This window comes from Pseudoalteromonas sp. P1-11 (genome assembly GCF_001399995.1).
GTDB classification, from domain to species: Bacteria; Pseudomonadota; Gammaproteobacteria; order Enterobacterales; family Alteromonadaceae; genus Pseudoalteromonas; species Pseudoalteromonas atlantica.
On sequence record NZ_LJSP01000001.1, the window covers coordinates 149744 to 174956 of the forward strand.

The following is a 25213-nucleotide window of genomic DNA, read 5'->3' on the forward strand; positions in this document are numbered from 1 at the left end:
ATAGCTGATAGCTGATAGCTGATAGCTGATAGCTGATAGCTGATATCTATTCCCTTTTATTTTAGCTACAATACGCGCCGAACAAATTTTAGGTAATAGCCCTCTTGAAAAATCCCCAACATAACTCAGTATTAGTTTTACGTGCTCAGCAAATTAGCGAATCACGCCGCGAATTTAATGCCCGTGGCGGCAAAATGGATCGCTGTGAGCAGTGTTTAATTGCTAAGCATTACTGTATATGTGAGGGTGTAGAACAAGCGCAGTGCGATGCTGGCGTGTGTTTATTAATGTATCATAATGAAAGCTTTAAACCGTCAAACACAGGGCGTTTAATTGCTGAAATAGTCCCTGACAACTATGCATTTAGATGGGACAGAACAGAACCAAGCGCTGAGCTATTAGCCTTATTAAACAACGCTGATTATCAACCTATGGTGATATTTCCAGCTGAAGATGTAGAGCCGGGCAGGGCAACCAACGAAGTAAACATTGAACCTGGCAAAAAGCCATTATTTATATTTTTAGATGGCACCTGGCGCGAAGCTAAAAAAATGATCCGCAAAAGCCCGTACCTAGATAATCTACCGGTGTTGTCGATCACCGCTGATAAACTATCAGATTACCGTTTACGCGTTGCACCTCACGCATACCAGTTAGGCACTGCTGAGGTAGGCATTATGGTGTTAGCGCTCGCAGGTGAGCAAGATGCCGCCTTAAAACTTGAACAGCACTTTATAAAATTTCGTGATGCGTACTTACTTGGTAAGCGAAATAAGGGCAGGCCACAGTAACTTAATTTTAGGCAAAGAAAAGCGCGCTCTATCTCTAGGCGCGCTTGCGGAATCTTCTAATTTTGCATCCTGCAATTGAACTTAATCAACTCCAATTTTTACTTATCCATGTGATTACGATATTACTTTTTAGTTCTATGTAATTTAGGCTATCCGGGCCTATCTCCTTTAAATCCCTGTACATCCTGTAGTGGTAAAAACTATTACCTATTCCTTTTGGCACATCCTAGTGCAGTCCATTAATTTACAATTCCATTGTGTTGCCTCAAGGGCCTGTCCATTCAATTCCTATCACATCCTGTTAAACAACTATCCGCTGTTGTTATCCTTGCTGTATCGTCCTGATACGTTCCTTTGTGCAACAATCCATTGCGATACTCATCCTGAGCCTGTCCTAATTTCCGTGTTGTCCGTAGTAACCTAATCATTGGTTGTTCGAGTAAGCAGTCCATTTCCTTTTACTCGATAAGCATCACTGCTTGGTTGATGTAGTAATTGTAGCGTGCTGGTACAACTAAAATAGGTTAAAACGGCTATAGATTTACTTATAAAAAATGAGCGTTTATAATAAATCGAATAAAAACAATGGTTTATTTTGGTTTTACTGGGTTGTTATAGGTTTTTTTACTCATTAGCTGTCACCTCTGTAAGAGATGTCTTACGCGGTATTTCCTTTTTGGTCATTAATTACTTATTTACATTTATGTAAAGAGTGTATATTTTCACTTATCACGATAAAATCCCCTGTAAATAATTACTATTTAGGTAAATTGATATGAGAACTGCACTGGCTATACTTACTTGTATTATTAGCGCTTCGCCTGCGTTTGCGAGCGATGTTGTTAATATTTACTCTTTTCGTCAACCGTTTTTAATTCAACCTATTTTAACCGACTTCACTAAGCAAACAGGCATTAAAACGAATGTGGTTTTTGCAAAAAAAGGGTTAATAGAGCGTGTTAAGCGTGAAGGAAAACACAGTAAAGCCGATTTAGTATTAACATCTAATTTTAGTGCACTTATTCAGCTAGAAGATCTAAATTTAACGCAAAGTATTAAAAGTGATCGCATTAAAAACAATATTCCTGCGTCGTATAGAGATAGCGACGGGCAGTGGGTGGCATTAACTAAGCGGGTTCGCAATGTGTATTCATCAAAAGAGCGCCTAGGTGCATTACCTGAACTCACCTACGAAGATTTGGCTAACCCACAGTACAAAGGACAAATTTGTACACGCTCTGGCAAGCATCCTTATAACCTTGGCTTAGTTGCTTCGATGATTGCTCATCACGGTGAGGAAAAAACTAAAACATGGTTAGAAGGTGTTAAAGCTAATTTAGCACGTAAGCCACAAGGGAACGATCGCGCGCAGGTAAAAGCGGTAAAAGAAGGTTTGTGTAATCTTGCTTTAGGTAATAGTTACTACCTTGGCAAAATGCTTCAAGACGACGAGCAAAAAGCGTGGGCTGAGTCTGTTTATATTAATTTTCCTAATCAGCAAAATCGCGGCTCACACATAAATGTTTCGGGTGCTGTCATTACTAAATATGCAAAAAATCCTGATAATGCCCTTAAGCTTATTGAGTTTATGAGCGAAACCCAAGCACAAAATATGTATGCCTCAGTAAATATGGAGTACCCGGTTAAGCAAGGCGTTGAGCTATCAAGTTTAGTGGCCTCTTGGGGAAGCTTTAAAGAAGACGGCCTAGCACTTGATGAGATCAGTAAATATCGTCCGTTAGCCCTTAAGCTAATAGATGAGGTGAAGTTCGACCTTTAATGAATTTTATATTTAAGCTGTCTAAATGGCAGCTCTTTGCTTGGTCGACAGGGCTTTTATTGTCGGCCCCGCTGTTTTTTCTGATATATGAATCTTTACAAGGCGACTCAAAGGTATTTTCTCATCTGTGGGATACCGTGCTGTGGGATTATATTACTAACACCGTACTGCTTATTTTTGGCGTGTGCCTGCTTAGCTGTGCAATTGCGCTACCGCTTGGCTGGCTCAGTGCGTATTGCTCCTTCCCCGGAAAAAAGCAATTTGAATGGGCGCTTATGCTGCCCCTTGCAATGCCTACCTATTTAATAGCTTATGTGTATACCGATTTGCTAGATTACGCTGGCCCTGTGCAAATAGCCCTAAGAGACTGGTTTGATTGGCACTCGCCAACGGATTATTGGTTTTTTGATATTCGCACTTTGCTCGGCGCTATTGTAATGATTGCACTTGTGCTGTATCCGTATTTATTTTTAATTTTTAAAACCGCATTGCGAGAGCAGTCATTTAAGTTAGTGCAAGCTAGTCAATTAATGGGTTTATCGCCTTGGCAAAGCTTTTTTAAGGTAAGTATAGTGCTTTCTCGTGGCTCAATTGTGGCAGCCCTTGCGCTCATAAGCATGGAAACCATGGCCGACTATGCAACGGTAAGTTACTTTGCAGTGAGCACTTTAACCACCGCAGTGTACGATACATGGTTTGGTTATTACTCACTCACGGCTGCAGCGAAAATATCGGGCGTTATGCTGTTACTGCTGTTTTTAGCTTTAATGGCGGAGCGCTTTAGTCGGCGTAACCAAGCCGTGTTTGAGCGTCAATCAGGTGTTAATAGCGAGTCGTTGTATAAACTTAAAGGTAAACATGCATGGCTGGCTACGTCATTTTGCAGTGTTATTTTACTCATTGCTTTTATTATACCTATGTTGGTATTGCTAAATTATGCAATAACTTACTTTGATAAAGCCTGGAACACGGCATTTTTTAGTTACGCGTGGCAAAGTTTAAAAGTAGCTATTACTGTAAGCGTAATCAGCATAGTACTCGCTACACTAATCGTTTTTTATCAGCGTGTGGCAAAGCAAGGCTATTCTTTAATACCTGGTCGTTTAGCGAGCACCGGCTATGCACTGCCAGGTACGGTTCTGGCTATTGCTGTGTTATTACCGCTTAGCGCATTAGAAAACTCAATAAATACAGTCCTTGAGGGCTACAACCTAGATATAGGTTTATTACTAACCGGCAGCATTGTCACTATTATACTGGCTTACTTAGTGCGCTTTTATGCCATTGCGCACGGTGCTATAGAATCGAGCTTTGTACGTATTAGTCCATCACTGGATATGGCTAGCCAATCTATGGGTAAAAGCCAAGGGCAAACACTGCGCTTAGTGCACCTTCCTTTATTACGTAGAGGTCTTTTAACAGCTGCATTGCTTGTATTTATTGAGTGTATGAAAGAGCTGCCAGCCGCATTACTATTAAGGCCTTTTGACTTTGAAAGTTTAGCCACACATGTATTTCAATATGTGAGCGATGAGCAGCTTGAGCTTGCTTCTATTTCCGCTTTATTTATTGTTTTGGTTGGGTTGATCCCCTTGTATTTTATTAATCGTTCTATGGAGCAACGCAGTTAAATGAGCCGTTTAAATTTACAAGGTGTGGGTTATCACTACAGTGGCACGCACGTGCTACACAATTTAGATTTAACGGTGGGTCAAGACGAAATTGTGTGTTTGCTCGGGGCCAGCGGCTGCGGTAAAACAACCACCTTAAAAGCAATTGCTGGCCTTATTGAAATAAATGAAGGTAGCGTATTTATAGATGGCAAATGTGTAAGCGATAAGCATACATTTGTATCACCAGAGCATCGTAATATAGGGATGATGTTTCAAGATTATGCCTTGTTTCCGCACCTCAGTGTGGCCGATAATATTGCGTTTGGGCTGGGTAAAATAAGCAAAGTTCAAAAACAGCAACGGGTAGAGGAAATGCTAGAGCTAGTGCATTTAACAGGGTGTGCAAAACGCTACCCTCATCAGCTCTCGGGCGGCCAGCAGCAACGCGTGGCTATTGCGCGGGCTTTGGCTTATAAGCCTAGTTTATTGCTTCTTGATGAGCCTTTTTCGAACATAGATACACAAGTACGTTTTGAGTTAATTGCTGATATTAGGCGCATTATTAAAGCGCAGCAGGTTTCTGCGGTATTTGTTAGCCACTCAAAAGAAGAAGCCTTTGCGTTTTCAGACACGCTAGCCATTATGCACCAAGGAAAAATAGCCCAACAAGGTACACCAGAGCAGCTTTTTGCCGTGCCAAAGACAAAGGAGGTTGCAGAGTTTCTGGGTCAGGGCATATACTTAGTCGCAGAAGTGTTAACGGCAACTGAATACGCAACGCCTTTTGGTGTCGTGCAATCGCAGCATGAGCATACGCACAGTGCAATAAAAGGGCAGGTGTATATTCGTCCACACCATATTGAGCTTGCGCAAAATACGCAGGCCGATAACCCTCAAGGTGTGAGCATTTTAAGCCGTCGGTTTATAGGCTCGGCTTATGTTTTCACTGTTGTAATTGCAGAGCAAGAGATTGAAGTTGCCGCACAATATGGCCAGTCATTTGAAATAAATGAGCAGGTTATAATAAAAATAAAACCTCACACGGTGAATTTTTTCGAATCATAACAAATGTGTTATTCGCTGTGTTTTATAAAGCTAAGGAATAACAATGGCGCAAGCGCAATCTGGGATTTGTGCTGAAGCAAACTTACACGGTTTGCATTTATTTTTTAATGTATTTGATGGTCAAGACGAGTCATTGCGTGCAAAGCTTAAGCGCGTAAGCGCAATTGAAGAAGAGTTTAGTGATCAGTTCTCCGAAGCCATGCTTTCGTGCATGGTGGCTATAGGCGCGCAATATTGGCCGCATATACTACCTGAATATATCCCAAGCGAGCTGCAAAGCTTTCCTAATATAAATCACAGTGATTTTGTTATGCGCGTACAGCCATGTGATTTATTCATACAAATCCGCTCAGACAGAGAAGATGTTAATCACCTTTTTGCATTGCAAATATTAAAGTTGTTTTCGCCCGATGTAGAGCTAGTTGAACAAATTCGCAATTTTAGGTTTTTAGATGGGCGAGACTTTAACGGCTTTATTTATGCAGGCGACACCCCACATGGACGCCAAAAACGAATCACGGCACTGGTTAATAACCCCGACAGCTTTGAACACCAAGGCAGCTATATTCATGTACAGCGTTATAAGCATGACCTGAGTGTATGGCAGCATTTATCACTAAGCGAGCAAGAGCATATTATGGGGCGCACGCGTTTAGATAACACTTTAATTGAGCCTAAGGTAGATACTAGCCACGCGACTAGAAGTGAGCTAAAAGATGAGAGCGGCCAAGCAATACTGCTTAACCAAAGCATGCCGTATGGCGATGTTTACGAGCAAGGCATGCTAAGTATTACATGCTCTGCATCGGGAAGTGCGTTTGAAAAGGTACTTAACAGCCGCATAGGAAAAGGGGAGTGTTACGACCACTGGCTTGATTTTACTCAAGCCGATATGGGCTCAGCGTTTTTTGCGCCGTCAGTTAGTTTTTTAAAACAGCTTTAAACCGTATCAAATAAAATACGTACGCGCTCTAGTGTAATGTCTATTTCAGATATTTTTGCTGGCGCAATAAAAATAGTGTCATCTCCGGCAATTGTGCCCAATACACCATCAGCTTTGCCTAGTGAGTCTAATAAGCGGGCAATTAGCTGCGCAGCGCCTGGGCTGGTGGTTATAATAATCATCATTTCGTTATGCATAATATCAATAACAAGCTGACGTAGTGGGCTTTTAGCAGTCGGTACGCCCATTTCTGCGGGTAGGCAATAAACCATTTCTTGTTTAGCATTACGGGTACGCACAGCGCCAAACTTGCTAAGCATGCGCGACACCTTACTTTGGCTTATATTGTCAAAGCCTTGCTCTTTTAATGCTTCGACTATTTCGCCTTGCGAGCCAAAGTTCTCTTCTTTTAAAAGTGCTTTAAACGCTTTTACCAGCGCTTCTTGTTTGTCTTGTGGTTGCATAGTCTTTATTCATTTTTGTTATTTATAATGCAAATTCTACACAAAAATGAATAATTATGCAGCAGTTGTTTAGTTAACTTGCCAGTTTGCTGCGATAAACCAACAAAGTTTACAACTATGGTCGAAAATATACCTGAAATAAGCAGGATAAATTTGTTTTTAGTCGCTAATTTCATTATCTTAAGAGCCACAAATATTTCCTACCTCAAATTACGGAGAATTCCAATGAAAGTTGCTGTATTAGGTGCTGCAGGCGGTATCGGTCAAGCGTTGTCTTTATTATTAAAAACAGGCTTACCAGCTGGTTCTGAATTATCACTTTACGATGTTGCACCAGTTGTACCAGGTGTTGCGGTTGACCTATCTCACATCCCTACAGATGTTAAAGTAGCAGGTTTTGGCGCAGACGATTTAAATAAAGCGCTTGAAGGGTGTGATATCGTACTTATCCCAGCGGGTATGCCACGTAAACCAGGTATGGATCGTGCGGATTTATTTAACGTAAACGCAGGTATCATCAAAACATTAGCAGAAGGCATTGTAGCTAGCTGTCCTAAAGCGTTAGTGGGTGTTATCACTAACCCAGTAAACGGCACTGTACCAATTGTTGCTGAAGTATTCAAAAAAGCAGGTACTTACGACGCTAAGCGCGTATTTGGTATCACTACGCTTGACGTAATTCGTTCAGAAGCATTTGTTGCTGAGCTTAAAGGCGTAGACGTAGCAACCGTTAAAGTACCAGTAATTGGTGGTCACTCTGGCACAACCATTCTACCTCTACTTTCTCAAGTTGAAGGCGTAAGCTTCACTGAAGAAGAAGTAGCTACACTTACTCCACGTATCCAAAATGCAGGTACTGAAGTAGTAAATGCTAAAGCGGGCGGTGGTTCAGCTACATTATCTATGGGTGCTGCTGCAGCACGTTTTTGTATGTCTTTAGTTAAAGGCCTACAAGGTGAAGACGTAGTAGATTACGCATACGTTGCTGTTGAAAATGGCGATGCAGAGTACTTTGCTCACCCAGTACGTTTAGGCACAAACGGCGTAGAAGAAATCCTTTCTTACGGCGAGCTAAGCGCATTTGAAGGAAAAGCTAAAAACGACATGCTTGAAACTCTGAAAAAAGACATCAAAGAAGGTGTTGATTTCATGGCGTAATAGCCAAGTTATGCACAAAAAAGCCTGCTTATGCAGGCTTTTTTATTGCTCGAAAATTATGGCCCTTAAATACTAATTAAGGGAGGCTGCAAAGTTAGTGATCTCGCTCTACAGCTATACGCGCTAAGCTGATTAACGCTTGCTTGTACTGCGACTCTGCTAAAAAGTCTAAACAGGCAATGGCCTTGTCTGCTTCTTGCTGCGCCTTTTGCATTGTAAATTCAAGTGCGTTGGTTTGTTTAAGTGCCGTTAAAATAGCCTCAAGGTTATCCATACCATTGCAATGCTCAATGGCATCACGAATAAGGGCTCTTTGCTGATCACTGCCGTGCTTCATCGCATATATTAGCGGTAAGGTTGGCTTACCTTCTGCTAAATCATCACCAATATTTTTACCTAATTGGTCAGCGTCTGCGTTGTAATCAAGCACGTCATCAACTAACTGAAAAGCAGTACCTAAATGCATACCATATAAATTAAGCGCATCTAACACACTGTTATCTTGCTCGGTAATAATAGCTGCAAGCCCTGTAGCGGCTTCAAATAATTTAGCCGTTTTAGAGTAAATAACCTGCATGTAACTTGCTTCGGTGGTATTAGGGTCGTTGCAATTCATAAGTTGCAATACTTCGCCCTCAGCAATCACGTTGGTGGCATCAGCAAGCACTTGCATAATTTGCATTTTGCCCAGCCCCACCATAAGTTGAAACGAGCGGGTGTAAATAAAATCCCCAACCAGCACGCTGGCAGCATTACCAAACTCGGCATTTGCAGTCGGTGTACCACGGCGCAGGTTAGATTCATCAACAACATCATCATGTAATAGTGTTGCAGTATGAATAAATTCAACAATCGTTGCCAAAGTAATGTGATCTTTACCTTGGTAACCCAAAGCTCTTGCTGCCAATATTGCCAGCATCGGGCGTACGCGTTTGCCGCCGCTGTTAACGATGTACAAACCAAGTTGATTGACTAACGCCACATCTGAGCGCATTTGCGCGTGTATAAGTTGATTGACGTCATTCATATCGCTTTCGATTAACGCCTGGATAGCTTTTATATCCATTGATCTCCGAGCCAATTTTTATGTGTGAACGGCGCCGATTGTACAACAAAAAAAGCACTAGCTCGATATTTTGTGACGATTCATTAAAAAAACCGAGTTAAAAACCTTAATTAGCGCTTAATTAGGGTATTTAATTGTATATTTCACACTCAAATGGCGACTATTTATTGCGCAGTCAATGGGTTCTGGAGTAGGCATAACGACACGTAAATTTATTTTGTCTTTGCACTAAAAAGCGCTTGGCAACAGGGCAATTTAATATAAAATGGGGGAAATATTGAATTGCTCTCAATGCAGCTACTTTTTATTCATTTTAATTACAAAATAGGCTTGCTAGTTTTTATGCATTAGCGTAAACTTCGCGCCCTATCGAAGAATATTTTAGTTGCGTCGATTTGAGGGCGCACAGACGGAGTTAATTATGTACGCGGTTTTCCAAAGTGGTGGTAAACAGCATCGTGTGACTGAAGGTCAAACGATTCGTCTTGAAAAATTAGACGTTGAAACTGGTGCAGCAGTTGAATTTGATTCAGTACTTTTAGTTGCTGATGGTGAGAAAATCGAGATCGGTGTACCGTTCGTAAACGGTGGTAAAGTAACAGCTGAGGTTGTTTCACATGGTCGCGGTGAGAAGATTAAGGTTGTTAAATTTAGACGCCGTAAGCATTCTCGTAAGCAAATGGGCCATCGTCAATGGTTCACTGAAGTTAAAATCACTGGCATTAGCGCTTAATTAGAGGTACTTAGAAATGGCACATAAAAAAGCAGCTGGTAGTACTCGTAACGGTCGCGATTCAGAAAGCAAACGCCTAGGTGTTAAGCGTTTTGGTGGCGAATCAGTTCTAGCGGGTAGCATCATTGTTCGTCAACGTGGTACTCGTTTCCACGCTGGCGCAAACGTAGGTATCGGTAAAGACCACACTATCTTCGCAAAAGCAGATGGTAAAGTTCAATTTGAACAAAAAGGTCCTTTAAACCGTAAATACGTAACTATCGTAGCTGAGTAATCAGTAAGGTAGTAAAAAACCCCGCCTTTGCGGGGTTTTTTGTTTTCAGAAACGTCAAATATATACCCAAGCCTGCATTTACGTTGGCTTGGGTATATAATAGTTAAATTAAAGCCAATCCCTAAAGTGAGTAATCATGAAGTTTGTAGATGAAGTAGAAATTCGCGCAGAAGCTGGTGACGGCGGCAGCGGTGTCGTGTCTTTCCGTCGAGAAAAATATGTACCAGACGGTGGCCCGGACGGCGGTGACGGTGGAGACGGTGGTAGTGTTTATCTACAAGCTGATGAAAACTTAAATACCCTAATTGATTACCAGTTTGAGCGTTTTCACCGTGCCGAGCGTGGTACTAATGGTCAAAGCCGTAACTGTACAGGTAAAAAGGGCGAAGACTTGGTAGTAAAAGTACCTGTGGGTACACGTATTACCGACGTTGACACTCAAGAGGCGTTAGGCGATTTAACGCAGCATGGTCAAAAAATTGTGGTTGCAAAAGGTGGTTTCCATGGCTTGGGGAATGCACGTTTTAAATCAAGTACTAACCGTGCTCCACGTCAAAAAACGTTAGGTACTCCAGGTGAAGTTCGTAACCTTAAATTAGAGCTTATGCTACTTGCCGATGTAGGCCTATTAGGGTTGCCAAATGCAGGTAAATCAACGTTTATTCGCAGTGTATCGGCAGCAAAGCCAAAAGTAGCTGATTACCCGTTTACCACGCTAATTCCTAATTTAGGGGTGGTGCGCCCAGAGGCTAACAAATCGTTTGTAATAGCCGATATTCCGGGCTTAATTGAAGGCGCCTCAGACGGTGCTGGCCTAGGTATTCGCTTTTTGAAGCATTTAGAGCGTTGTCGTGTATTGTTACACGTGATTGATGTTATGCCTGTCGATGGTTCAAACCCTGTTGATAATGCGTTTGCCATTATTAACGAGTTACACCAATACAGCCCTAAGCTTGCTGAAAAGCCACGCTGGTTAGTGTTTAATAAAATAGACCTATTGCCAGAAGATGAAGCGCAAGCTTTGTGTGAGCAAATTGCGCAAGAGCTAGGTGAAGAAGAAAACGTTTACCGTATTTCAGCAGTCAATAAGCTTAATACTCAGCCATTAATTCACGATATTATGGCATTACTTGATAGCATGCCTAAAGAGAAGTTCGTTGAGATTGAAGACGAAGAAGTTGAGTTCAAGTGGGATACCTACCATCAAAAAGCAACCAAAGGCGATGATGATGATTGGGACGACTGGGATGAAGACGACTACGATGTAGAAGTGGTCTACGAGCGTTAATAAAAAACATATTTTAAAAAGGAGCATAAGCTCCTTTTTTATTTTTTAAGAATAAAGTACTAGGTATTTGATGTGATAATTTCAATGATCGCCGCAATGGCAAACAACCGTGTAATTGGTCTTGATAATAAAATGCCGTGGCATTTACCCGCCGATCTACAGCATTTCAAAAAGGTAACAACAGGCAAACCTGTCGTTATGGGGCGTAAAACATTTGAATCGATAGGTCGTCCTTTACCTGGGCGTCGCAACATAATTATTACCCGTAATAGCCAGTATAGCGCTCAAGGTATTGAGACGGTCACCACCCCAGAGGCTGCGCTAGAGCTGGTTAAAGCCGAAGAAGAGGTGATGATAATTGGCGGTGGTAATATTTATCAGCAGTTTTTACCAAGTGCCGATCGTTTATATTTAACCTTTATAGATTTAGAGGTTGAAGGGGATACGCAGTTTCCCGATTACCAAGCGGTAGCAACGTGGAAAAACGTCGACGAACAGGCAAATAAACCCGACGAAAAGAATCAATATAGTTATAAATTCGTAACTTTATATAAAAAAGATTAACATTATTGCGAAACTTACAGCAGGTTGGTACAATATTAGACAATCAACATAGGTAAAAAGTACCATAAAGGGTGTTTCATGTTTAAATTGTCAAAGCTAATTGTTATTACAGCCGTTGCTGCTGGTTCGTTAATGTATACCGTGCCTGCTAAAGCAAATGATCAATTAGCAGTATCTATTTGTGAATATATCGCAGCTGATGATAAAAACCGTTTACGTAGTAAACTAAAAAGCTCACGTGTAAAAATTCGCAATATTTACGATGCTATTCAATGTAATGGTAATAATTTACTTCGCCATGCTGTAGTTAGTAACGCTGTTGACTCGGGCGAGTACATAGTTAAAAACTTATCAAAAAGCGCACTGTCTGATGGCGCTGATATAGCATGGGCTGAAGGCAATGGCCACGGTGGCTCACCGTTAATTGCTGTAATTAAAGACCGTGCTGGCCTTTAATTAACACACTAAAATAAAAACCGCGCTGGTCGCGGTTTTTTTGTGCCTAGCATTAGCTAATACGCAGCGCTTTAGTAATGGTGATAGCTGTATTAAGCCTATTTTAATTTGCACACCCAAGTGATGAAACTCTCACCTTGTAATTAACCCGCGTTTCTTATCTTTAATAGCATATAAATTAAGTCGGTTGGTTTAATAAAGGCGCTGTATTCGCTAAGCCTTTACTCGTATATTTGGGGCAAATATACGTGTTTTCCCTGAGTTACATAAAATTGTCATAAATAGTTAATAGTCTACGCGCTTAAACAATAGGGGTTGTTATTTATGCGCGTATCATCTTTTACTCGGCTGTTAGCCATACTGTTAACATTGGCAAGTATTTTATTAGCCATCACACTATTTTGGGCAAGCCAAACTTTACTTAAGCTTGAGCAACAAGACAGCGCATACAGTAAATTAAAAAACACGATTTTAGTGGATTTAGCCGGTGACTTAGGCAGTTATCTAGAACAAGGTGATAGCCAATACTTAAATCAATCATCAGCCCTAATTGAACAAGTAAAAACACAGCAACTCGCAGTACTCCCCTCGGTACTTGCCGAGCAATTAAATGATCAGCTAAGTACGTTAGATACCGATATTAAAGGTAAGTACAGAGCGCTGGGTAAATTATCGGGCAACGAAACGGCGTTACTTGATAATGCAATTCGCCAAATGGCGGGCTCAGCCTCGTCACTGATTGGTTATGCAAAAAAATCCCCTAATCAAAATAGCGATGCGCAAGCTTATTACACACTTGGCGCTGATTACTATAACGAGGTGACCAACCTTGCCTTATTTACTTATCAACTAATCGTAAGTTACGACAGCAATACTGAACAAAGTTTGCAGCAAAGTATTGCTAATTTAAATGCGTTAGCAGCCAAAATAGAGCAACTCCCTAATCTAGGTGTTATGAGCGAAGTTGACGAAGATGCTTTGTTTTTTGACGAAGAAGCTGAAGATTTGGCCGATGAAATAAAATCTGAAATTACCAGCTGGCCTAACCGCTACCCCCGCGATTTAGCCAGTACATTAGCGCAAGCCCAGCAACGTGAAGCGGGCACCAATGAATTACGTGAGCAAATTAGCTTGCTCTCTAAAACCGTTATTAATGCAGAGCAGCAACTAAAACACGCACAAGGGGCGCTTAAAGAAAACGTATTTTGGGTATTTTGCTTTGCTATTGGCGCTTTGGTGATGCTAGCCGCGGGTGTTTATATTGTGCAGCGTAACCAAGTGCTCAACCCATTAAGGCAACTCAGAGACGGGTTTGCCTTTTTAATTGAAAGTAACGAGCTTAAAAACATTGAAAGTAAGAACCCAAAAACAGAGGTTGGCGAAATAGCCAGTTACTTTAATTTATTAATTGAGCGACAGCGCAAAGAGGCACAAGAGCGTGCCCAAATGCTAAAAGTGGTAAATGATTTTATGCAGCAAATGAGTGAGCATTTGCAAACTATTAGTCAAAAAGCGTCTACAAGTCATGGGCAAGTGGAGCAAAACCAACATTTGCTTGCTGATATTCAACAAATTGGCGAGCAGGTAAATAATATTAATGCCCAAGTGGCTGATAACGCCCAACACACTTTTAGTGCAATGGAGCAAAGTTTAGGCTTTGCACAAAGCATGCTAAGTGCCAGTTCAGATACGCAAACACGGGTTGAGCAAAGTATGCAAAACCTACAAGAGCTGCTCGCGGGGGTTGAAGGCGTTGGGCAAATTATTGAAGTGATCCGCAATATTGCCGATCAAACAAACCTACTAGCGTTAAATGCAGCAATTGAATCAGCACGTGCTGGCGAGCATGGCCGAGGCTTTGCTGTTGTAGCTGATGAAGTACGCCAGCTTGCCCGCCAAACTCAAGGCTCATTGAGCGATATTAATGAGCAGCTCACACTACTGAGCGAAAAGTCGGGCACAGTATCTACACAAATCGCGGCCCTAGCAGATGGCGCGCAGTCGCAAACACAAAACGCGCAAGAGCTAAAAGTAAACTCAGAGGGCGTGGCCGATAACGCTCAGCAAGCCAACAAAGTGGCCTTTGAGGCCATGGAGCTGGCTAAACAGCAAAGTAATTTGCTAGATAACTTTAGCCAGTCAATGCAAAGTATGAAAGGCCAAGTAAGCGAATCAAGCTTACTTGTTGACGATATTCATAGCCAGTTACAACAGCAAATGCAAACCATAAAAGTAAACCTTGGCTTGTAAATACCTGCTAACACAAAGGTAATTAGCGTTATACTGTAGGCTCATTAATCAAATGCTTTAAGGATTTATCATGATTGAACAAGGTCAAACGTTACCCGCAGTTACATTAACGCAGCTAACAGACGAAGGCATGCAAACTCACACTAACGCTGAGCTTTTTAATGGTAAAAAGGTTGTGCTTTTTGCTGTACCGGGTGCATTTACGCCTACCTGTTCAAATGCGCATTTACCTGAATTTATAACCCTTAGTGATAAAATTAAAGCAAAAGGTATTGCGGCAATTTACTGTGTATCGGTTAACGATGCTTTTGTAATGAAAGCGTGGGGAGAATCTCAAAATGCCCAACAAATCGACATGTTAGCAGATGGCGATGGCAGTTTTACTAAAGCATTAGGGCTTGATAAAGACACCGGCAGTTTCGGTGGAACACGCTCTACGCGCTATGCAATGATAGTCGACGATAATGTAGTAACAGGACTGTTTGTTGAAAAAGACAAAGAGTTTTCAGTAAGTCGTGCTGAGTCTGTGTTAGAAAAACTATAATCGCATTATTAAAGCCCTAAGTGCATGCACTTAGGGCCTTTTAATTATGGCTGGTATTGGCCACTTAATGTTAAACCCGAAAAGGTTCTGTAAGCGTTAACGCTTAAATGCCACGTACCCGCTTGCGGATTGCTAAACGTACATGTTTCTGCGTTGCCGTTTTTATAAGGACGACAATCGTAGCTAGATGCGGTAGGTTGGCTGCCAAACTTAACAAATAAGTCAGCATCACCTGTACCACCTGAGGTGGTGACTGTAAATGTACTCATTCCTGCTGGCACATCTAAGGTATAGTGCTTCCAGTTACCTGTTGTAGCCGTTACATCGCTCACCGTGCCGCCACCGGCTTCTGGTGTAGTTGAACCGCCACCTGTAGAACCACCTGTAATATTACCCACTAAACTAACGCCAGAATAAGCCGAGTAGCCACGAAGCATTACATGGTATGTACCAGCTGTTGGATTATCAATAGAACACTCCTCGCTATTACCGCCTTTGTACGGACGACAATCGTAGCTTGAGGTAGTTGGTTGGCTGCCTGCGCGTACGTATAAATCTGCATCGCCGCTACCGCCACTCATTGTGAATGTAACATTCGTTGCACCACTTGGCACAGTCATCGTGTAATACGCTTGTGAACTTGCAGCGCCGCTTAAGCCTGTTTTAGCTTCGCCATCTGTCAGTTCGCTATCGCCACCGGTAGGAGGTGTTGTACCGCCACTTGCTGCGGCTACAGCGGCTGCTGCATCAACAATACCTGTACCACAACTTGTACACGTTGCTGGGAATGAGCGGGTGGTCGATTTTAAAATGCTTTCTATTTCATCTGGGGTAGCATTTGGTTTAGCTTGCTTTATCAGGGCTGCAACACCGGCAACATGAGGCGCCGCCATTGATGTACCTTGAGAGAACGCATAGCTATCGCTTGAAGGTGTAGACGAGCCTGAGTTATAGGTTGATAAAACGCCTTCAGAGTCGTTTGCAAAGCTTTGTGCGCCGCCCGGCGCTGCAACATCAATATTGCTACCGTAGTTTGAATAATATGCTCGTCCGCCGTTACGACCAACAGAGGCAACATTAACAACGCCACTACAGTTACCTGGATTATAGTTTGCTGAGTTATCGTTATCATTACCGGCAGCAATAACCACGACTGCACCGTTGCTGCGTGCTGTGTTAATTGCGTTTTGTGTGGTAGAGCTACACGAGCCGCTGCCACCTAAGCTCATGTTAATTACATCAGCAGGGTTTGAGTTGGCAGGAATGCCCGATACATTTCCGCCAGATGCCCAAATAATGCCATCAGCAATGTCTGACGTTAAACCACCACACTTACCAAGTACACGTACAGGCACAACTTTAGCGCCATAAGCCACACCGGCAACACCTTCACCGTTATTAGTAACAGCCGCAACCGTACCTGCTACGTGCGTACCGTGCCAGCTTGAGCCTTGTGCGCCGTTATTTCCACATTCGCCAGCGGCTACAGCATCGCCCGGATCGCGTGCGTCACTGTCGCGACCGCCGCCATCATTAGCTACCGATAGGTTAGAGATCATATCGTAACCCGGTAAAATGTTAGCATTTAAATCAACATGAGGGCGGTAGCCAGTATCAAGTACCGCAACCACTACGCCACTGCCTGTTGCAGTATCCCATGCGGTTGGTAAGTTTAGGCCGCCCGCTTGCTCATAGTAGTGCCATTGGTCGCCGTAACGAGGGTCATTAGGCGTTGCAAATGGTTTTAACATTTGATCCACTTCAATGTATTCAACATTGCCAGAATCAACCATTTCTTGCATAAATTCTTGTGCTTCTACAGCGCTTAGTTTTTTATCTGCGCGCATAACGTGGTGGTTATTAAGCGCCATTGCTCGGATGTACTTCGCTTTTACTTTACCTTTTTTAGAAGCGAAATTTTTTACAAAGCGTTGAGCACGCTTTTTCATATTTGCAGGGCTTGCGTCAGCAGACGAAATGCTTAGCATATCGTTCGCGCTATTTTTGTACTTAATAATAAACTGAGTTTCAAAACCCGATTGGCTTTGTAGTTTGGCTGTGGTTTCTGCCATAGAGGTAGACACATCTTGGGCAACACTTGCAGATGCTGCAAATACCGTACTAATAGTGAGCGCGATAGCGCAACGCTTAAATGATTTACTTGTTGTCATAATTATCCCTAGTTGTTATTAGTTAGTTCGTAATATTAAATTACGAAACAGAAACAAAGGTAAATGATCTGTTAATTTCTTTAAAATAATAATTGCTTATGTACCTATTTCTTTTAGTTATAACCTAGGTGTACGGTGCCTTTGTCGTTGTTTAGTATTTATCATATAAAACAAAAATAAGTATAAAGGATTGTTATTTTTAAGCTGTTTAGAAAAGCCATAACTAGTCTCGGTTACATTTGTTGCTATAAATTTAATAATAAATTCTATTCAGAGTGTTTAAACAAACTTTGCTATAATCGGGCAAATTTTTGAGTAGGGCGAAGTAATGAATCAAGTAGATGTAATTGTGATTGGCGCAGGTGCAGCCGGATTAATGAGTGCAGCACAAGCAGGTTATCGCGGGCGTAGCGTTACAGTGCTTGATATGGGCAAAAAGCCTGGTCGAAAAATTTTAATAAGTGGTGGTGGGCGTTGTAATTTTACCAATGAAAATGCCAGTCCAGAAAACTACTTATGCAGTAACCCTCACTTTGTTAAATCGTGCTTAAGCCGCTATACACAACACGATTTTATTGAGCTGGTGGATCGCCACGGCTTGGCATACCATCATAAAACCTTAGGCCAATTGTTTTGCGATAACAGCGCGCAAGATATAGTTGATATACTACTTACCGAATGCGAGTGGGCTGGTGTTAATATTAAATTGCGCAGCGAAGTGTTAAATGTGGCTAAAACCGATATTGGCTACCGTGTTACCACTGAGCAAGAAACACTTACTTGTGAATCGCTAGTTATCGCATCGGGCGGTTTAACAATGCCCAAGCTTGGCGCCACTCCTATAGGCTATAAAATTGCAGAGCAGTTTGGCTTAAACGTACTACCTACCATGGCGGCGCTTGTGCCATTTACTTTGCATCAACACGATAAAGAACGCTTTGAAGGGCTTTCAGGAATTAGTATACCGTGCGAAGTGTCTAGCGAAGACGGCACTGTATTTAAAGAGAATATTTTGTTTACTCACCGAGGCTTATCGGGGCCTGCCATATTGCAAATAAGCTCATTTTGGCGAGCAGGGCAGGCAGTAAGCATAAACTTGCTCCCTGATCTCGATTTAAAACAGCAACTGGCTGATTGGCGAGAAACACAAGCCCAAAAATCATTAAAAAACAGCCTTGCGACTATTTTACCCAAACGCTTTATAGACATACTGCACGACAGCAAAGCTATTCCAGATTGTAATATTAATCAGCTTACCCATGCTCAAATAGATGAGTTAGCAAGCTATATTCACGCATGGCAAATAAAACCTAATGGCACAGAGGGCTATCGTACCGCCGAGGTAACTTTGGGCGGCGTTGATACCGATGAGCTGAGCTCTAAAACCTTTGAAGCTAAAAAAGCCAAAGGCTTATATTTTATAGGCGAAGTAACCGATGTAACGGGCTGGCTTGGGGGCTACAACTTCCAGTATGCGTGGAGCTGTGGGTTTGCATGTGGGCAATATGCATAAGTATTTCAGCGTATTGTGATAGATGAGATAAAAATATTACACTCTTAATTAAGGTGATTTTAAAGAGTGTAATATTGGTGCGAATATTTTTGCTGTTAAGTATTGTCGCTACAAGTTTTAATGCATTAGCATCAGAAAACTACAGCGATCATGAAGCGTTTTGCTTGCAACAGCCCAAAACGCACTGTTTAACTTATATTGAAACGCGTCTTAATGAAGTCAAAGATAACCCTGCACAGTGGTACAAAATAAAAACCTACCAATTTGATTACTACTACGACTACCAACAGTTCGAAAACTTACTCAACGCTATTACTCCTTTTTTAGAGCAAGATAAGCTGCCCGATGTATTTAAGCTACAAATGTATTTTTATTACGCGAAAGCACTTAACTATATTGGCAAAAAAGCAGAAGCTAAAACGTATGCCGCTAAAGCGTTTACCCAGTTAGACGGGATATATAATGCTTTTGGTGACCCTTTAAGATTAGTGGAGTTGGCTAACCTACACTATGTGTTTGGTAGTAAAAAAGCAGCGATGCGATTACTAAGAGATGCCGAGCAGCGCTTTGCAAAAAATAACGATCCTATTTTTCATTTGGAGCTGCACATTAACAAAGCGCATATTTACTTAAAGTGGCAGCAATACGAGCACGCAGTAAAAAGTAATTTAATGGCCTATAACGCCATAAAAAACACCAACCACGCTGCTAAAATAGTGCTTGCTAGCGGTAACTTAGCGTATAGTTATCAGCAAAATAAAGAGTATTTAGAAGCTATAAATTATTATAAAACCGCATTCAAATTTACTGAGCCCTCAAGCATTTACCATGCTATTTATAGCTTACGTTTAGCGCAGGTATATTTACAAATAGGTAAAAAGGCACAGGCTAAAGAATGGCTTAGTCGCATTGATAGAAACGCCACCGAGTTTGGTAAAGGCCATGCTGCATTGTATAGTAAGCTGCAGCACGCCCTTAGCAATAATTAATTTGCAATCGCTGCTTTATATGGGGTGTTAACGCCTGCGTAACGCGGGCCAAATATTTCTAAACCTTTAGGGCCTGTAAACTCCTTTGGCGCTGGTAAAATTACAACGGCTACTTTCATGCCTACCTCGTAATTAGGATTAGTAATTGGTGTGCCTGTTTGGCTGTTAATACAGCATATTAAATCAGGAATGGTTACGTGTACTTCGTCATTTAAAAACGCGGCCATGTTTTCGTTTTTAACCGTTATTTTGTAACTGTTATTTACAAACTCGCTTAACCCTTTAAGTGTTACTTCGCCCAAGGTAAAGCCTTCTACGGTGTTAAATTCAAATGTGCTTACCTCGCCTTCAAAGGCAATAAAGCCGTCGCCGTGCTTGGCAATTATGTGCGCGGTGTTAGCGTGTTGTGCGTTGGCGTCACGCATTGCTTTACCGAGTTTAAGGGCTTTACTAATGGTGCCGTGAATAACTGCGTTTTTCATTTGCTCAATAGGTAAAATATGATCAATGGCTGCTATGTCGTTACGGCTAATTTTAGCCAGTGCTCGCACGACTGTTTCGGCGCGTAAGTCGTCCATTACATTTTCACAAATAAAGCACTCACCAAATTCATTCGCGGTAATAATGGGCGCTGCGGGTAAGTTATTTAAATAATAGGTTGAATGGGTGATCTCCGGTACTGCGCGCCCAGCGGGGTCGGCATCAATAATGTAGCCGTCAAACATTGCAGCTAAGTAAAACGATACTGCGGTGTTTGAGCCGCCAAGCTCACAACAAATAGTGCCATAAATAGCATCGTTACCTGTGTATTCAAGGGTGCGCTGGTAAGCAGCTAAAATAGCGTGCTTAGTGCTGCGGGGCAGGTTTGCATACGCGCGTTCTTCTTGTTCACTTAAAGCAGAAATAGCGCCTAACATGTAAGGCGTACAAACAAGCTCACCCGCGGGGACTTCATCGGCACTAATTAGTTTAAAGGTTTTACCCTGTGCGAGTGCTTCGTCAATATAGGCAATGCCTTCACTTAACTCACCGCCGCCGCCAGTGCCTAAAATGGCGCAGCCGTATAAAATATCAATAAGTTGGTCACGATTAAGAATTTGCATGTGTGTATCGCTATTGGTTAACTCATACCCATCCCCAAAATAGATCACTTAATTAAGCGGATTGGTATAAAAACAGCAGGTATTAAAAAAATACCTGCTGTAAAGGTGAAAAAATTAAAATTGGTAACTGAGCTCTATACCGTAACTACGAGGCTTATTAGGTTGGCGCACTAAGTCTGTAACCCCATCGGCCAGTAGAAAAATATCTTCAATAGCGCGCTCATCCGTAAGGTTGTCTACGTAAACTTGAACGCTCCACTGCTCTGATTTAAGCCCTACACCGGCATTTAGGTAGGTATAACGCGACGACTCAACATCAGGAATATCAATACTAAATGTTTTAGGGCCTTCAATTAATAGCTCAGCGCGCGAGAACAATGACCACTCACCGTTTAGTGCTAAGTTAGGATTTGCCGACAGTCCGTAGTTATACTCAGGCACCCAAAATTGTGGCCTGCCAGCCAGTTCTGGGCGCAGTGCAAAGCGTTTAATTTCTGAATCAACAATACCTGTACTGAGGTTAATACTTAAATTGCTGGTGGCAGCAAAGGCGGCTTCTAGCTCTAAACCTTTGGTTTGTACTTCGTCAATAGAGAGGTTTTCAAGGGTGAAGGTATCTATATTAAATTGGGTAAATTGCGCATCGTCTTGCTCAATAATAAACGCGGCGCCATTAAGGGTAACTTTGTTATTAAACAAAGCGGTTTTAAAGCCCATTTCGTAGCTGTCAGAAATTTCTTTATCAAAGGTGCGGCTAATACCGTCGGCTGGCTCGTTAAAGCCCCCACTTCTAAAACCACGCGAGTAGCCGGTGTAAAGCAGTAGGTCGTCATTCATTTGGTACGCTAAGGTAACTTTAGGCTGTAATTGGCTAAACGATTTTTTAGCGTAAGTGGCGTCTTTATTGGTTGGGTTGAACGACTCGCGAGTATCGTGATCGTAACGCATCGCACCGGTGAGCTCTAACTGCTCGTTTATATCGTAGTTAAATTGCCCAGCAAGAGCCCATGCATCGCTGCTGTTGTTATCGATAATTGAAAGGTAGGGCTCGTCATTAGCAAAATCTGCACGCGTTAAAATTTCGGCATCGGTAAAATCATCGTAAAATAATACCGCAGTATCGCGGTCGCGCTGTTGATAAAACGCCGACACCGACCATCTAAAAGCCTGATCCGACTGGGATATAAACCGCGACTCTAGCGTTAACGATTCAATATCGTATAACCCTTCAGTACCAAATGGGGCTCTAAAAAAGCCATCTTCGTCAATAAAGGTGGCATCGGCAGAGTAGTCGCCATCGTAAAAGTGCTCGTTTTCTGAATTGCTGTACGCGGTTACAAACTCAAATTTACCTAAATCGTAATATTGGGTTAGCTTGGCGCTTAGCTCATACACATCACGCTCATCTTGGTTAATAATATTTTGTGAGGTATTAATTGAAAAGTCTTCAATGGTGTCATCGCTCACCCCTTGGTAGTAAGCAAACCCAGCTTCGCTTGAGGTGTATTTACCTTTAAGATTTATTGAGGTGTCTTCGCTTAGCTCAAACTCTAACTGTGAAAAAACCGATTGCTCTTTTAACGGGTCGGCGTAATCGCCTGTGTAGGTATTTTTAATCAGCCCATCGGTATCTTTAATGTAACCACCGGCTCTAAAATAAGCGGTGTTTTCATCGTTAAGCGAACCCGATACAACCGCATTCAAATTATACGTGTTGCCATTACCTATTGAGCCTTTAATTTTACCTTCAAAGTCTTCAATAGGTTTTTTAGTTGTTACAATAACCGCACCACCAATGGCGCCGCGGCCATACAGTGCCCCTTGTGCGCCACGCATAACTTCAATACGTTCAATATCAACTAGGTCTTGGTTTATAAACTCTAAATCGGGGGCGGTAACACCATCAACTACAAACGCTAATGGCGGATCGCCCACCTGCGGTGTAATTAAGCCACGAATAGTAATACGGGCAAGGCCGGGTCTAAAATTATCGAGCTGCGATAAGTTGGGAGTTAAATTAGCAACATCACGAAAGTTAGTAATACGTGAATTTTCGATTGTCTCGGCGCTAAATGCGGTAACAGAGTCGGGCACGTTTTGTATCGACTCAACACGCCCACGCGATATCACCGAAATTTTTTCTATAGTGTCAGTTACTGTTTGTTGTTGTTCTTGCGCATGCACATAGTTTATGCACGACAGGGTAACTGCCGATGCTAATAGTGTTTTACGAAAGCGTATTTTGTTGTATCTGCTCATGTTCTATGTCCTAATGTGACTATCATGGTGATGTTACTTAGTGATAAACATTGTCGCTTTTTCAGACAAAATAATATTTTGTAAACCCTTAATACAGCACACACAAATTGCTGAAAATAACGCTTAAGCGCGTAATTTTATGTATTTGTTGACCTTAAATTTACAAAATTAATTATTATTAAATGTGAAACCGGTTATGAAAAAAACGATAAAAATAGACAGGTATAATCAAAAAATACTGGCAATTCTGCACCTAACTGCCGATTTAACAAACGTTGAATTGGCCGAGCAAGTTAACTTGTCGCCCAGTGCATGTTTTCAGCGAGTAAAAGCATTAAAAGAGGCGGGATATTTTAGAACCTTTCATGCTGATATAAATTTAGAGCAAATTTGTGAGCACGTGTTTGCCTATATGGAATTTACCCTAGAGGACAATAACCTAGCAGCGCGGCGTAAGTTTTTAGCTGACATACACAACATTCCCGAAATAATGGATTGCATGCAATTAAGTGGTGATATTGATTATATTTCTTTTTGTTGTTTTGCCGATATTCAAGCGCTTAATGCAATGTGCGACAGGCTAACCGGCAGCTCACAGTATGCAATTAAAAAGCTGACTACACGCATAGTGCTTGAGCGCGCTAAGTTCTTTTTAGGCTACCCTCTGGAAAAACTTAAATGGCGAGACGAAATGAAAGTAGACGATGAAGAGTAGCCCCTAATTTAGATTAATAAAAAGGCGCTTTATGCGCCTTTTTATTGTTTAAAGTTATTGCTGAATAACCGGTTTGGGCGCAATGGCTTTTGCAAACAGGGTATAAATAACGGCCGTTAATATAATGGCGTCAATCACGCTAATACCGCTCATTGATACGTTAAATAAAGTGCCATTACACACCGCATATGCCGCGCCTACAAACCATGCGCTAAATGCGGGAAGTGAAAAGTTAGCGTTATTTGCCAAAGCCGCTGCGTTATAAGCATGGGGTTTAATAAACAGTGCATCAACAATAATTACGCCCGCTACCGGTACAAAAATATCAGACAAAAACGCTAAAAAGCTTATAAACATATCTAAAATATTTATAAAGGCTGCGCCAATTCCCACCAAACCTAATAACACAATAACCCACTTTTTATGCCAATGCGGGAAGGTAGCCTCCACGCTAAGTGCGGTACTGTAAAGGTTTAACGAATTTAAAATCCAGCTGCCTGCTATCACAATAAAAAACGCCGAAAACCCCAAATTAAGCGCAAGCATTAAGCTTAATATTTCGGTTTTTTGCATGGCGGCTGCGGCAAATACAGCCACAAAAATAACCAAAAGCTCAATAACCATATACGCAATAAACGAGGTGTACACGCCGCCACGTTTTTGCTTAGAAAAACGGGTTATGTCGGGCAATATTATTGCGCCAATAATAACGCCGCCAACAATAGCAGCTACACCATCTTCAAGAGAAAGCGCTGCTGATTTTTCTAAATTAATAAAATCGACCAGTGGCATACTATCGAGCGCGCCAAAAAGCATCATAGCGGTGACCGCAGCCAAAATAGGGATCATGATAGAGGCCAGCACATTAATGGCTTTAAACCCATACAGTGTGGTTATGAGCATGGCGCAACCTGCGACTATATCGATGGGCCATTCGGGCATAATAATATTAAATTCTGCACTGAGTAAGCGCACCACGGCATTAGAAAACAAATCAATATTTACGCCAAACCAGCCAATTAAAGATAAAGCAAAGGCAATATTAACAATGCCCGCGCCAGCATTACCAAACGCTATTTTTACCAATAAATAAGAGCTTAAGCGGCTTTTTACACCTATGGTGCCCATGGCCCCACCAATAAGGGTTAATATAAGTGAGCCAATAATTAACGCCCACAGTGTATTACTCACACTTGAACTTTGATGTATTTCTAGGCCGGTGATAAAAGTGGGCAGCGAAAAGCTGAGCATAGCGGCTATGGCTGCAATGCGTGGCCAAGCAACAAGCTCGTTGCTATTAATAGTGTGGGGGTCGTTCCCGTTTGGCATTGCCTGTTTCTCTTTTTTATTATCTTTTATATTACTATACGCCGCTGGCGTGCAAAATTTTTTATTATTAGGTGTTTATTCAAAATATGAGGTTTAAAAAGTAGGGGGCGCACAAAATTATATTTTGTGATGATTATTTTTAGGG

General features: G+C 41.8%; 22 protein-coding genes. 16 read left to right on the forward strand and 6 right to left on the reverse strand.

From position 1 onward, the window contains the following. Positions 1-104 precede the first annotated feature (104 nt). From AN390_RS00685 to AN390_RS00705, 5 genes are all read left to right on the forward strand, one after another. The gene (locus AN390_RS00685) at positions 105-791 is read left to right on the forward strand and encodes a tRNA-uridine aminocarboxypropyltransferase (protein ID WP_055252683.1); all 687 of its coding nucleotides are present in this window, start codon (positions 105-107) and stop codon (positions 789-791) included. A gap of 775 nt (positions 792-1566) precedes the next feature. Continuing rightward, on the forward strand, positions 1567-2571 hold the full coding sequence (locus AN390_RS00690; protein WP_055252686.1) for an extracellular solute-binding protein: 1005 nt from the start codon (positions 1567-1569) through the stop codon (positions 2569-2571). Then, complete coding sequence (locus AN390_RS00695; RefSeq protein ID WP_055252688.1) at positions 2571-4202, forward strand: iron ABC transporter permease; 1632 nt, start codon at positions 2571-2573, stop codon at positions 4200-4202. The genes AN390_RS00690 and AN390_RS00695 overlap by 1 nt, the downstream gene beginning before the upstream one ends. Next, positions 4203-5249, forward strand: coding sequence for an ABC transporter ATP-binding protein (locus AN390_RS00700; protein WP_055252690.1), 1047 nt, complete (start codon positions 4203-4205; stop codon positions 5247-5249). It begins immediately after the preceding gene. A gap of 43 nt (positions 5250-5292) precedes the next feature. Beyond that, positions 5293-6192 (forward strand): Dyp-type peroxidase, encoded by a 900-nt coding sequence (locus AN390_RS00705; RefSeq protein WP_004587917.1) that lies wholly within the window; start codon positions 5293-5295, stop codon positions 6190-6192. Here the strand turns inward: AN390_RS00705 and argR are convergent. Next, the gene (gene argR / locus AN390_RS00710) at positions 6189-6656 is read right to left on the reverse strand and encodes a transcriptional regulator ArgR (RefSeq protein WP_004587918.1); all 468 of its coding nucleotides are present in this window, start codon (positions 6654-6656) and stop codon (positions 6189-6191) included. The genes AN390_RS00705 and argR overlap by 4 nt on opposite strands. Positions 6657-6881: 225 nt before the next feature. Between argR and mdh the strand changes: the two genes are divergently transcribed. Continuing rightward, positions 6882-7814, forward strand: coding sequence for a malate dehydrogenase (gene mdh / locus AN390_RS00715; protein ID WP_055252692.1), 933 nt, complete (start codon positions 6882-6884; stop codon positions 7812-7814). 94 nt (positions 7815-7908) lie between these two features. Here mdh and ispB read toward each other — a convergent pair whose 3' ends face one another. Continuing rightward, positions 7909-8880: an octaprenyl diphosphate synthase gene (gene ispB, locus AN390_RS00720; RefSeq protein WP_054982281.1), complete on the reverse strand. Its 972-nt coding sequence runs from the start codon at positions 8878-8880 to the stop codon at positions 7909-7911. Between the two features lie 421 nt (positions 8881-9301). Here ispB and rplU point away from each other — a divergent pair, with 421 nt between their 5' ends. From rplU to AN390_RS00755, 7 genes are all read left to right on the forward strand, one after another. After that, a complete protein-coding gene (rplU, locus tag AN390_RS00725) occupies positions 9302-9613 on the forward strand; it encodes a 50S ribosomal protein L21 (RefSeq protein WP_004587921.1) in 312 nt (103 codons plus the stop codon). A gap of 16 nt (positions 9614-9629) precedes the next feature. Next, entirely contained in the window at positions 9630-9887 is a 258-nt protein-coding gene (gene rpmA / locus AN390_RS00730; protein WP_004587922.1) for a 50S ribosomal protein L27, read from the forward strand. A 136-nt stretch (positions 9888-10023) separates the two neighbouring features. Then, positions 10024-11175 (forward strand): Obg family GTPase CgtA, encoded by a 1152-nt coding sequence (cgtA, locus tag AN390_RS00735; RefSeq protein WP_004587923.1) that lies wholly within the window; start codon positions 10024-10026, stop codon positions 11173-11175. 72 nt (positions 11176-11247) lie between these two features. Continuing rightward, positions 11248-11739: a type 3 dihydrofolate reductase gene (folA, locus tag AN390_RS00740; RefSeq protein ID WP_055252694.1), complete on the forward strand. Its 492-nt coding sequence runs from the start codon at positions 11248-11250 to the stop codon at positions 11737-11739. Positions 11740-11817: 78 nt separating this feature from the next. Beyond that, on the forward strand, positions 11818-12195 hold the full coding sequence (locus tag AN390_RS00745; protein WP_004587925.1) for a DUF3718 domain-containing protein: 378 nt from the start codon (positions 11818-11820) through the stop codon (positions 12193-12195). Between the two features lie 324 nt (positions 12196-12519). After that, positions 12520-14445 carry a methyl-accepting chemotaxis protein gene (locus tag AN390_RS00750; RefSeq protein WP_055252696.1) on the forward strand — a complete coding sequence of 642 codons (1926 nt, stop codon included), beginning with the start codon at positions 12520-12522 and terminating at the stop codon, positions 14443-14445. Positions 14446-14515: 70 nt separating this feature from the next. Continuing rightward, positions 14516-14989, forward strand: coding sequence for a peroxiredoxin (locus AN390_RS00755; RefSeq protein WP_055252698.1), 474 nt, complete (start codon positions 14516-14518; stop codon positions 14987-14989). 44 nt (positions 14990-15033) lie between these two features. Here AN390_RS00755 and AN390_RS00760 read toward each other — a convergent pair whose 3' ends face one another. Beyond that, positions 15034-17160 (reverse strand): S8 family peptidase, encoded by a 2127-nt coding sequence (locus AN390_RS00760; protein ID WP_055252700.1) that lies wholly within the window; start codon positions 17158-17160, stop codon positions 15034-15036. Between the two features lie 328 nt (positions 17161-17488). On the opposite strand from AN390_RS00760, the gene AN390_RS00765 reads away from it, so the two are divergent. Beyond that, a complete protein-coding gene (locus AN390_RS00765; RefSeq protein WP_029774315.1) occupies positions 17489-18673 on the forward strand; it encodes an NAD(P)/FAD-dependent oxidoreductase in 1185 nt (394 codons plus the stop codon). A gap of 77 nt (positions 18674-18750) precedes the next feature. Then, a complete protein-coding gene (locus AN390_RS00770) occupies positions 18751-19662 on the forward strand; it encodes a lipopolysaccharide assembly protein LapB (protein ID WP_232510941.1) in 912 nt (303 codons plus the stop codon). On the opposite strand, the gene AN390_RS00775 is transcribed toward AN390_RS00770, so the two are convergent. Next, positions 19659-20765, reverse strand: a complete 1107-nt coding sequence (locus AN390_RS00775) for a DUF917 domain-containing protein (protein ID WP_055252702.1) — start codon at positions 20763-20765, stop codon at positions 19659-19661. The genes AN390_RS00770 and AN390_RS00775 overlap by 4 nt on opposite strands. 114 nt (positions 20766-20879) lie before the next feature. Then, positions 20880-23024 carry a TonB-dependent receptor gene (locus AN390_RS00780; protein WP_055252704.1) on the reverse strand — a complete coding sequence of 715 codons (2145 nt, stop codon included), beginning with the start codon at positions 23022-23024 and terminating at the stop codon, positions 20880-20882. A gap of 196 nt (positions 23025-23220) precedes the next feature. Between AN390_RS00780 and AN390_RS00785 the strand changes: the two genes are divergently transcribed. Then, complete coding sequence (locus tag AN390_RS00785; protein WP_024031376.1) at positions 23221-23739, forward strand: Lrp/AsnC family transcriptional regulator; 519 nt, start codon at positions 23221-23223, stop codon at positions 23737-23739. A gap of 54 nt (positions 23740-23793) precedes the next feature. Here AN390_RS00785 and AN390_RS00790 read toward each other — a convergent pair whose 3' ends face one another. Further along, positions 23794-25068: a cytosine permease gene (locus AN390_RS00790; protein ID WP_055252706.1), complete on the reverse strand. Its 1275-nt coding sequence runs from the start codon at positions 25066-25068 to the stop codon at positions 23794-23796. Positions 25069-25213: the final 145 nt, after the last annotated feature.

What these genes read in the sequence shown, in the direction of transcription:
- AN390_RS00690 (WP_055252686.1), top strand. Translation starts at nt 1,567, where the DNA reads ATGAGAACTGCACTGGCTATACTTACTTGTATTATTAGCGCTTCGCCT.
- AN390_RS00695 (WP_055252688.1), top strand. Translation starts at nt 2,571, where the DNA reads ATGAATTTTATATTTAAGCTGTCTAAATGGCAGCTCTTTGCTTGGTCG.
- AN390_RS00700 (WP_055252690.1), top strand. Translation starts at nt 4,203, where the DNA reads ATGAGCCGTTTAAATTTACAAGGTGTGGGTTATCACTACAGTGGCACG.
- AN390_RS00705 (WP_004587917.1), top strand. Translation starts at nt 5,293, where the DNA reads ATGGCGCAAGCGCAATCTGGGATTTGTGCTGAAGCAAACTTACACGGT.
- argR (WP_004587918.1), bottom strand. Translation starts at nt 6,656, where the DNA reads ATGCAACCACAAGACAAACAAGAAGCGCTGGTAAAAGCGTTTAAAGCA.
- mdh (WP_055252692.1), top strand. Translation starts at nt 6,882, where the DNA reads ATGAAAGTTGCTGTATTAGGTGCTGCAGGCGGTATCGGTCAAGCGTTG.
- ispB (WP_054982281.1), bottom strand. Translation starts at nt 8,880, where the DNA reads ATGGATATAAAAGCTATCCAGGCGTTAATCGAAAGCGATATGAATGAC.
- rplU (WP_004587921.1), top strand. Translation starts at nt 9,302, where the DNA reads ATGTACGCGGTTTTCCAAAGTGGTGGTAAACAGCATCGTGTGACTGAA.
- rpmA (WP_004587922.1), top strand. Translation starts at nt 9,630, where the DNA reads ATGGCACATAAAAAAGCAGCTGGTAGTACTCGTAACGGTCGCGATTCA.
- cgtA (WP_004587923.1), top strand. Translation starts at nt 10,024, where the DNA reads ATGAAGTTTGTAGATGAAGTAGAAATTCGCGCAGAAGCTGGTGACGGC.
- AN390_RS00745 (WP_004587925.1), top strand. Translation starts at nt 11,818, where the DNA reads ATGTTTAAATTGTCAAAGCTAATTGTTATTACAGCCGTTGCTGCTGGT.
- AN390_RS00750 (WP_055252696.1), top strand. Translation starts at nt 12,520, where the DNA reads ATGCGCGTATCATCTTTTACTCGGCTGTTAGCCATACTGTTAACATTG.
- AN390_RS00755 (WP_055252698.1), top strand. Translation starts at nt 14,516, where the DNA reads ATGATTGAACAAGGTCAAACGTTACCCGCAGTTACATTAACGCAGCTA.
- AN390_RS00760 (WP_055252700.1), bottom strand. Translation starts at nt 17,160, where the DNA reads ATGACAACAAGTAAATCATTTAAGCGTTGCGCTATCGCGCTCACTATT.
- AN390_RS00765 (WP_029774315.1), top strand. Translation starts at nt 17,489, where the DNA reads ATGAATCAAGTAGATGTAATTGTGATTGGCGCAGGTGCAGCCGGATTA.
- AN390_RS00775 (WP_055252702.1), bottom strand. Translation starts at nt 20,765, where the DNA reads ATGCAAATTCTTAATCGTGACCAACTTATTGATATTTTATACGGCTGC.
- AN390_RS00780 (WP_055252704.1), bottom strand. Translation starts at nt 23,024, where the DNA reads ATGAGCAGATACAACAAAATACGCTTTCGTAAAACACTATTAGCATCG.
- AN390_RS00785 (WP_024031376.1), top strand. Translation starts at nt 23,221, where the DNA reads ATGAAAAAAACGATAAAAATAGACAGGTATAATCAAAAAATACTGGCA.
- AN390_RS00790 (WP_055252706.1), bottom strand. Translation starts at nt 25,068, where the DNA reads ATGCCAAACGGGAACGACCCCCACACTATTAATAGCAACGAGCTTGTT.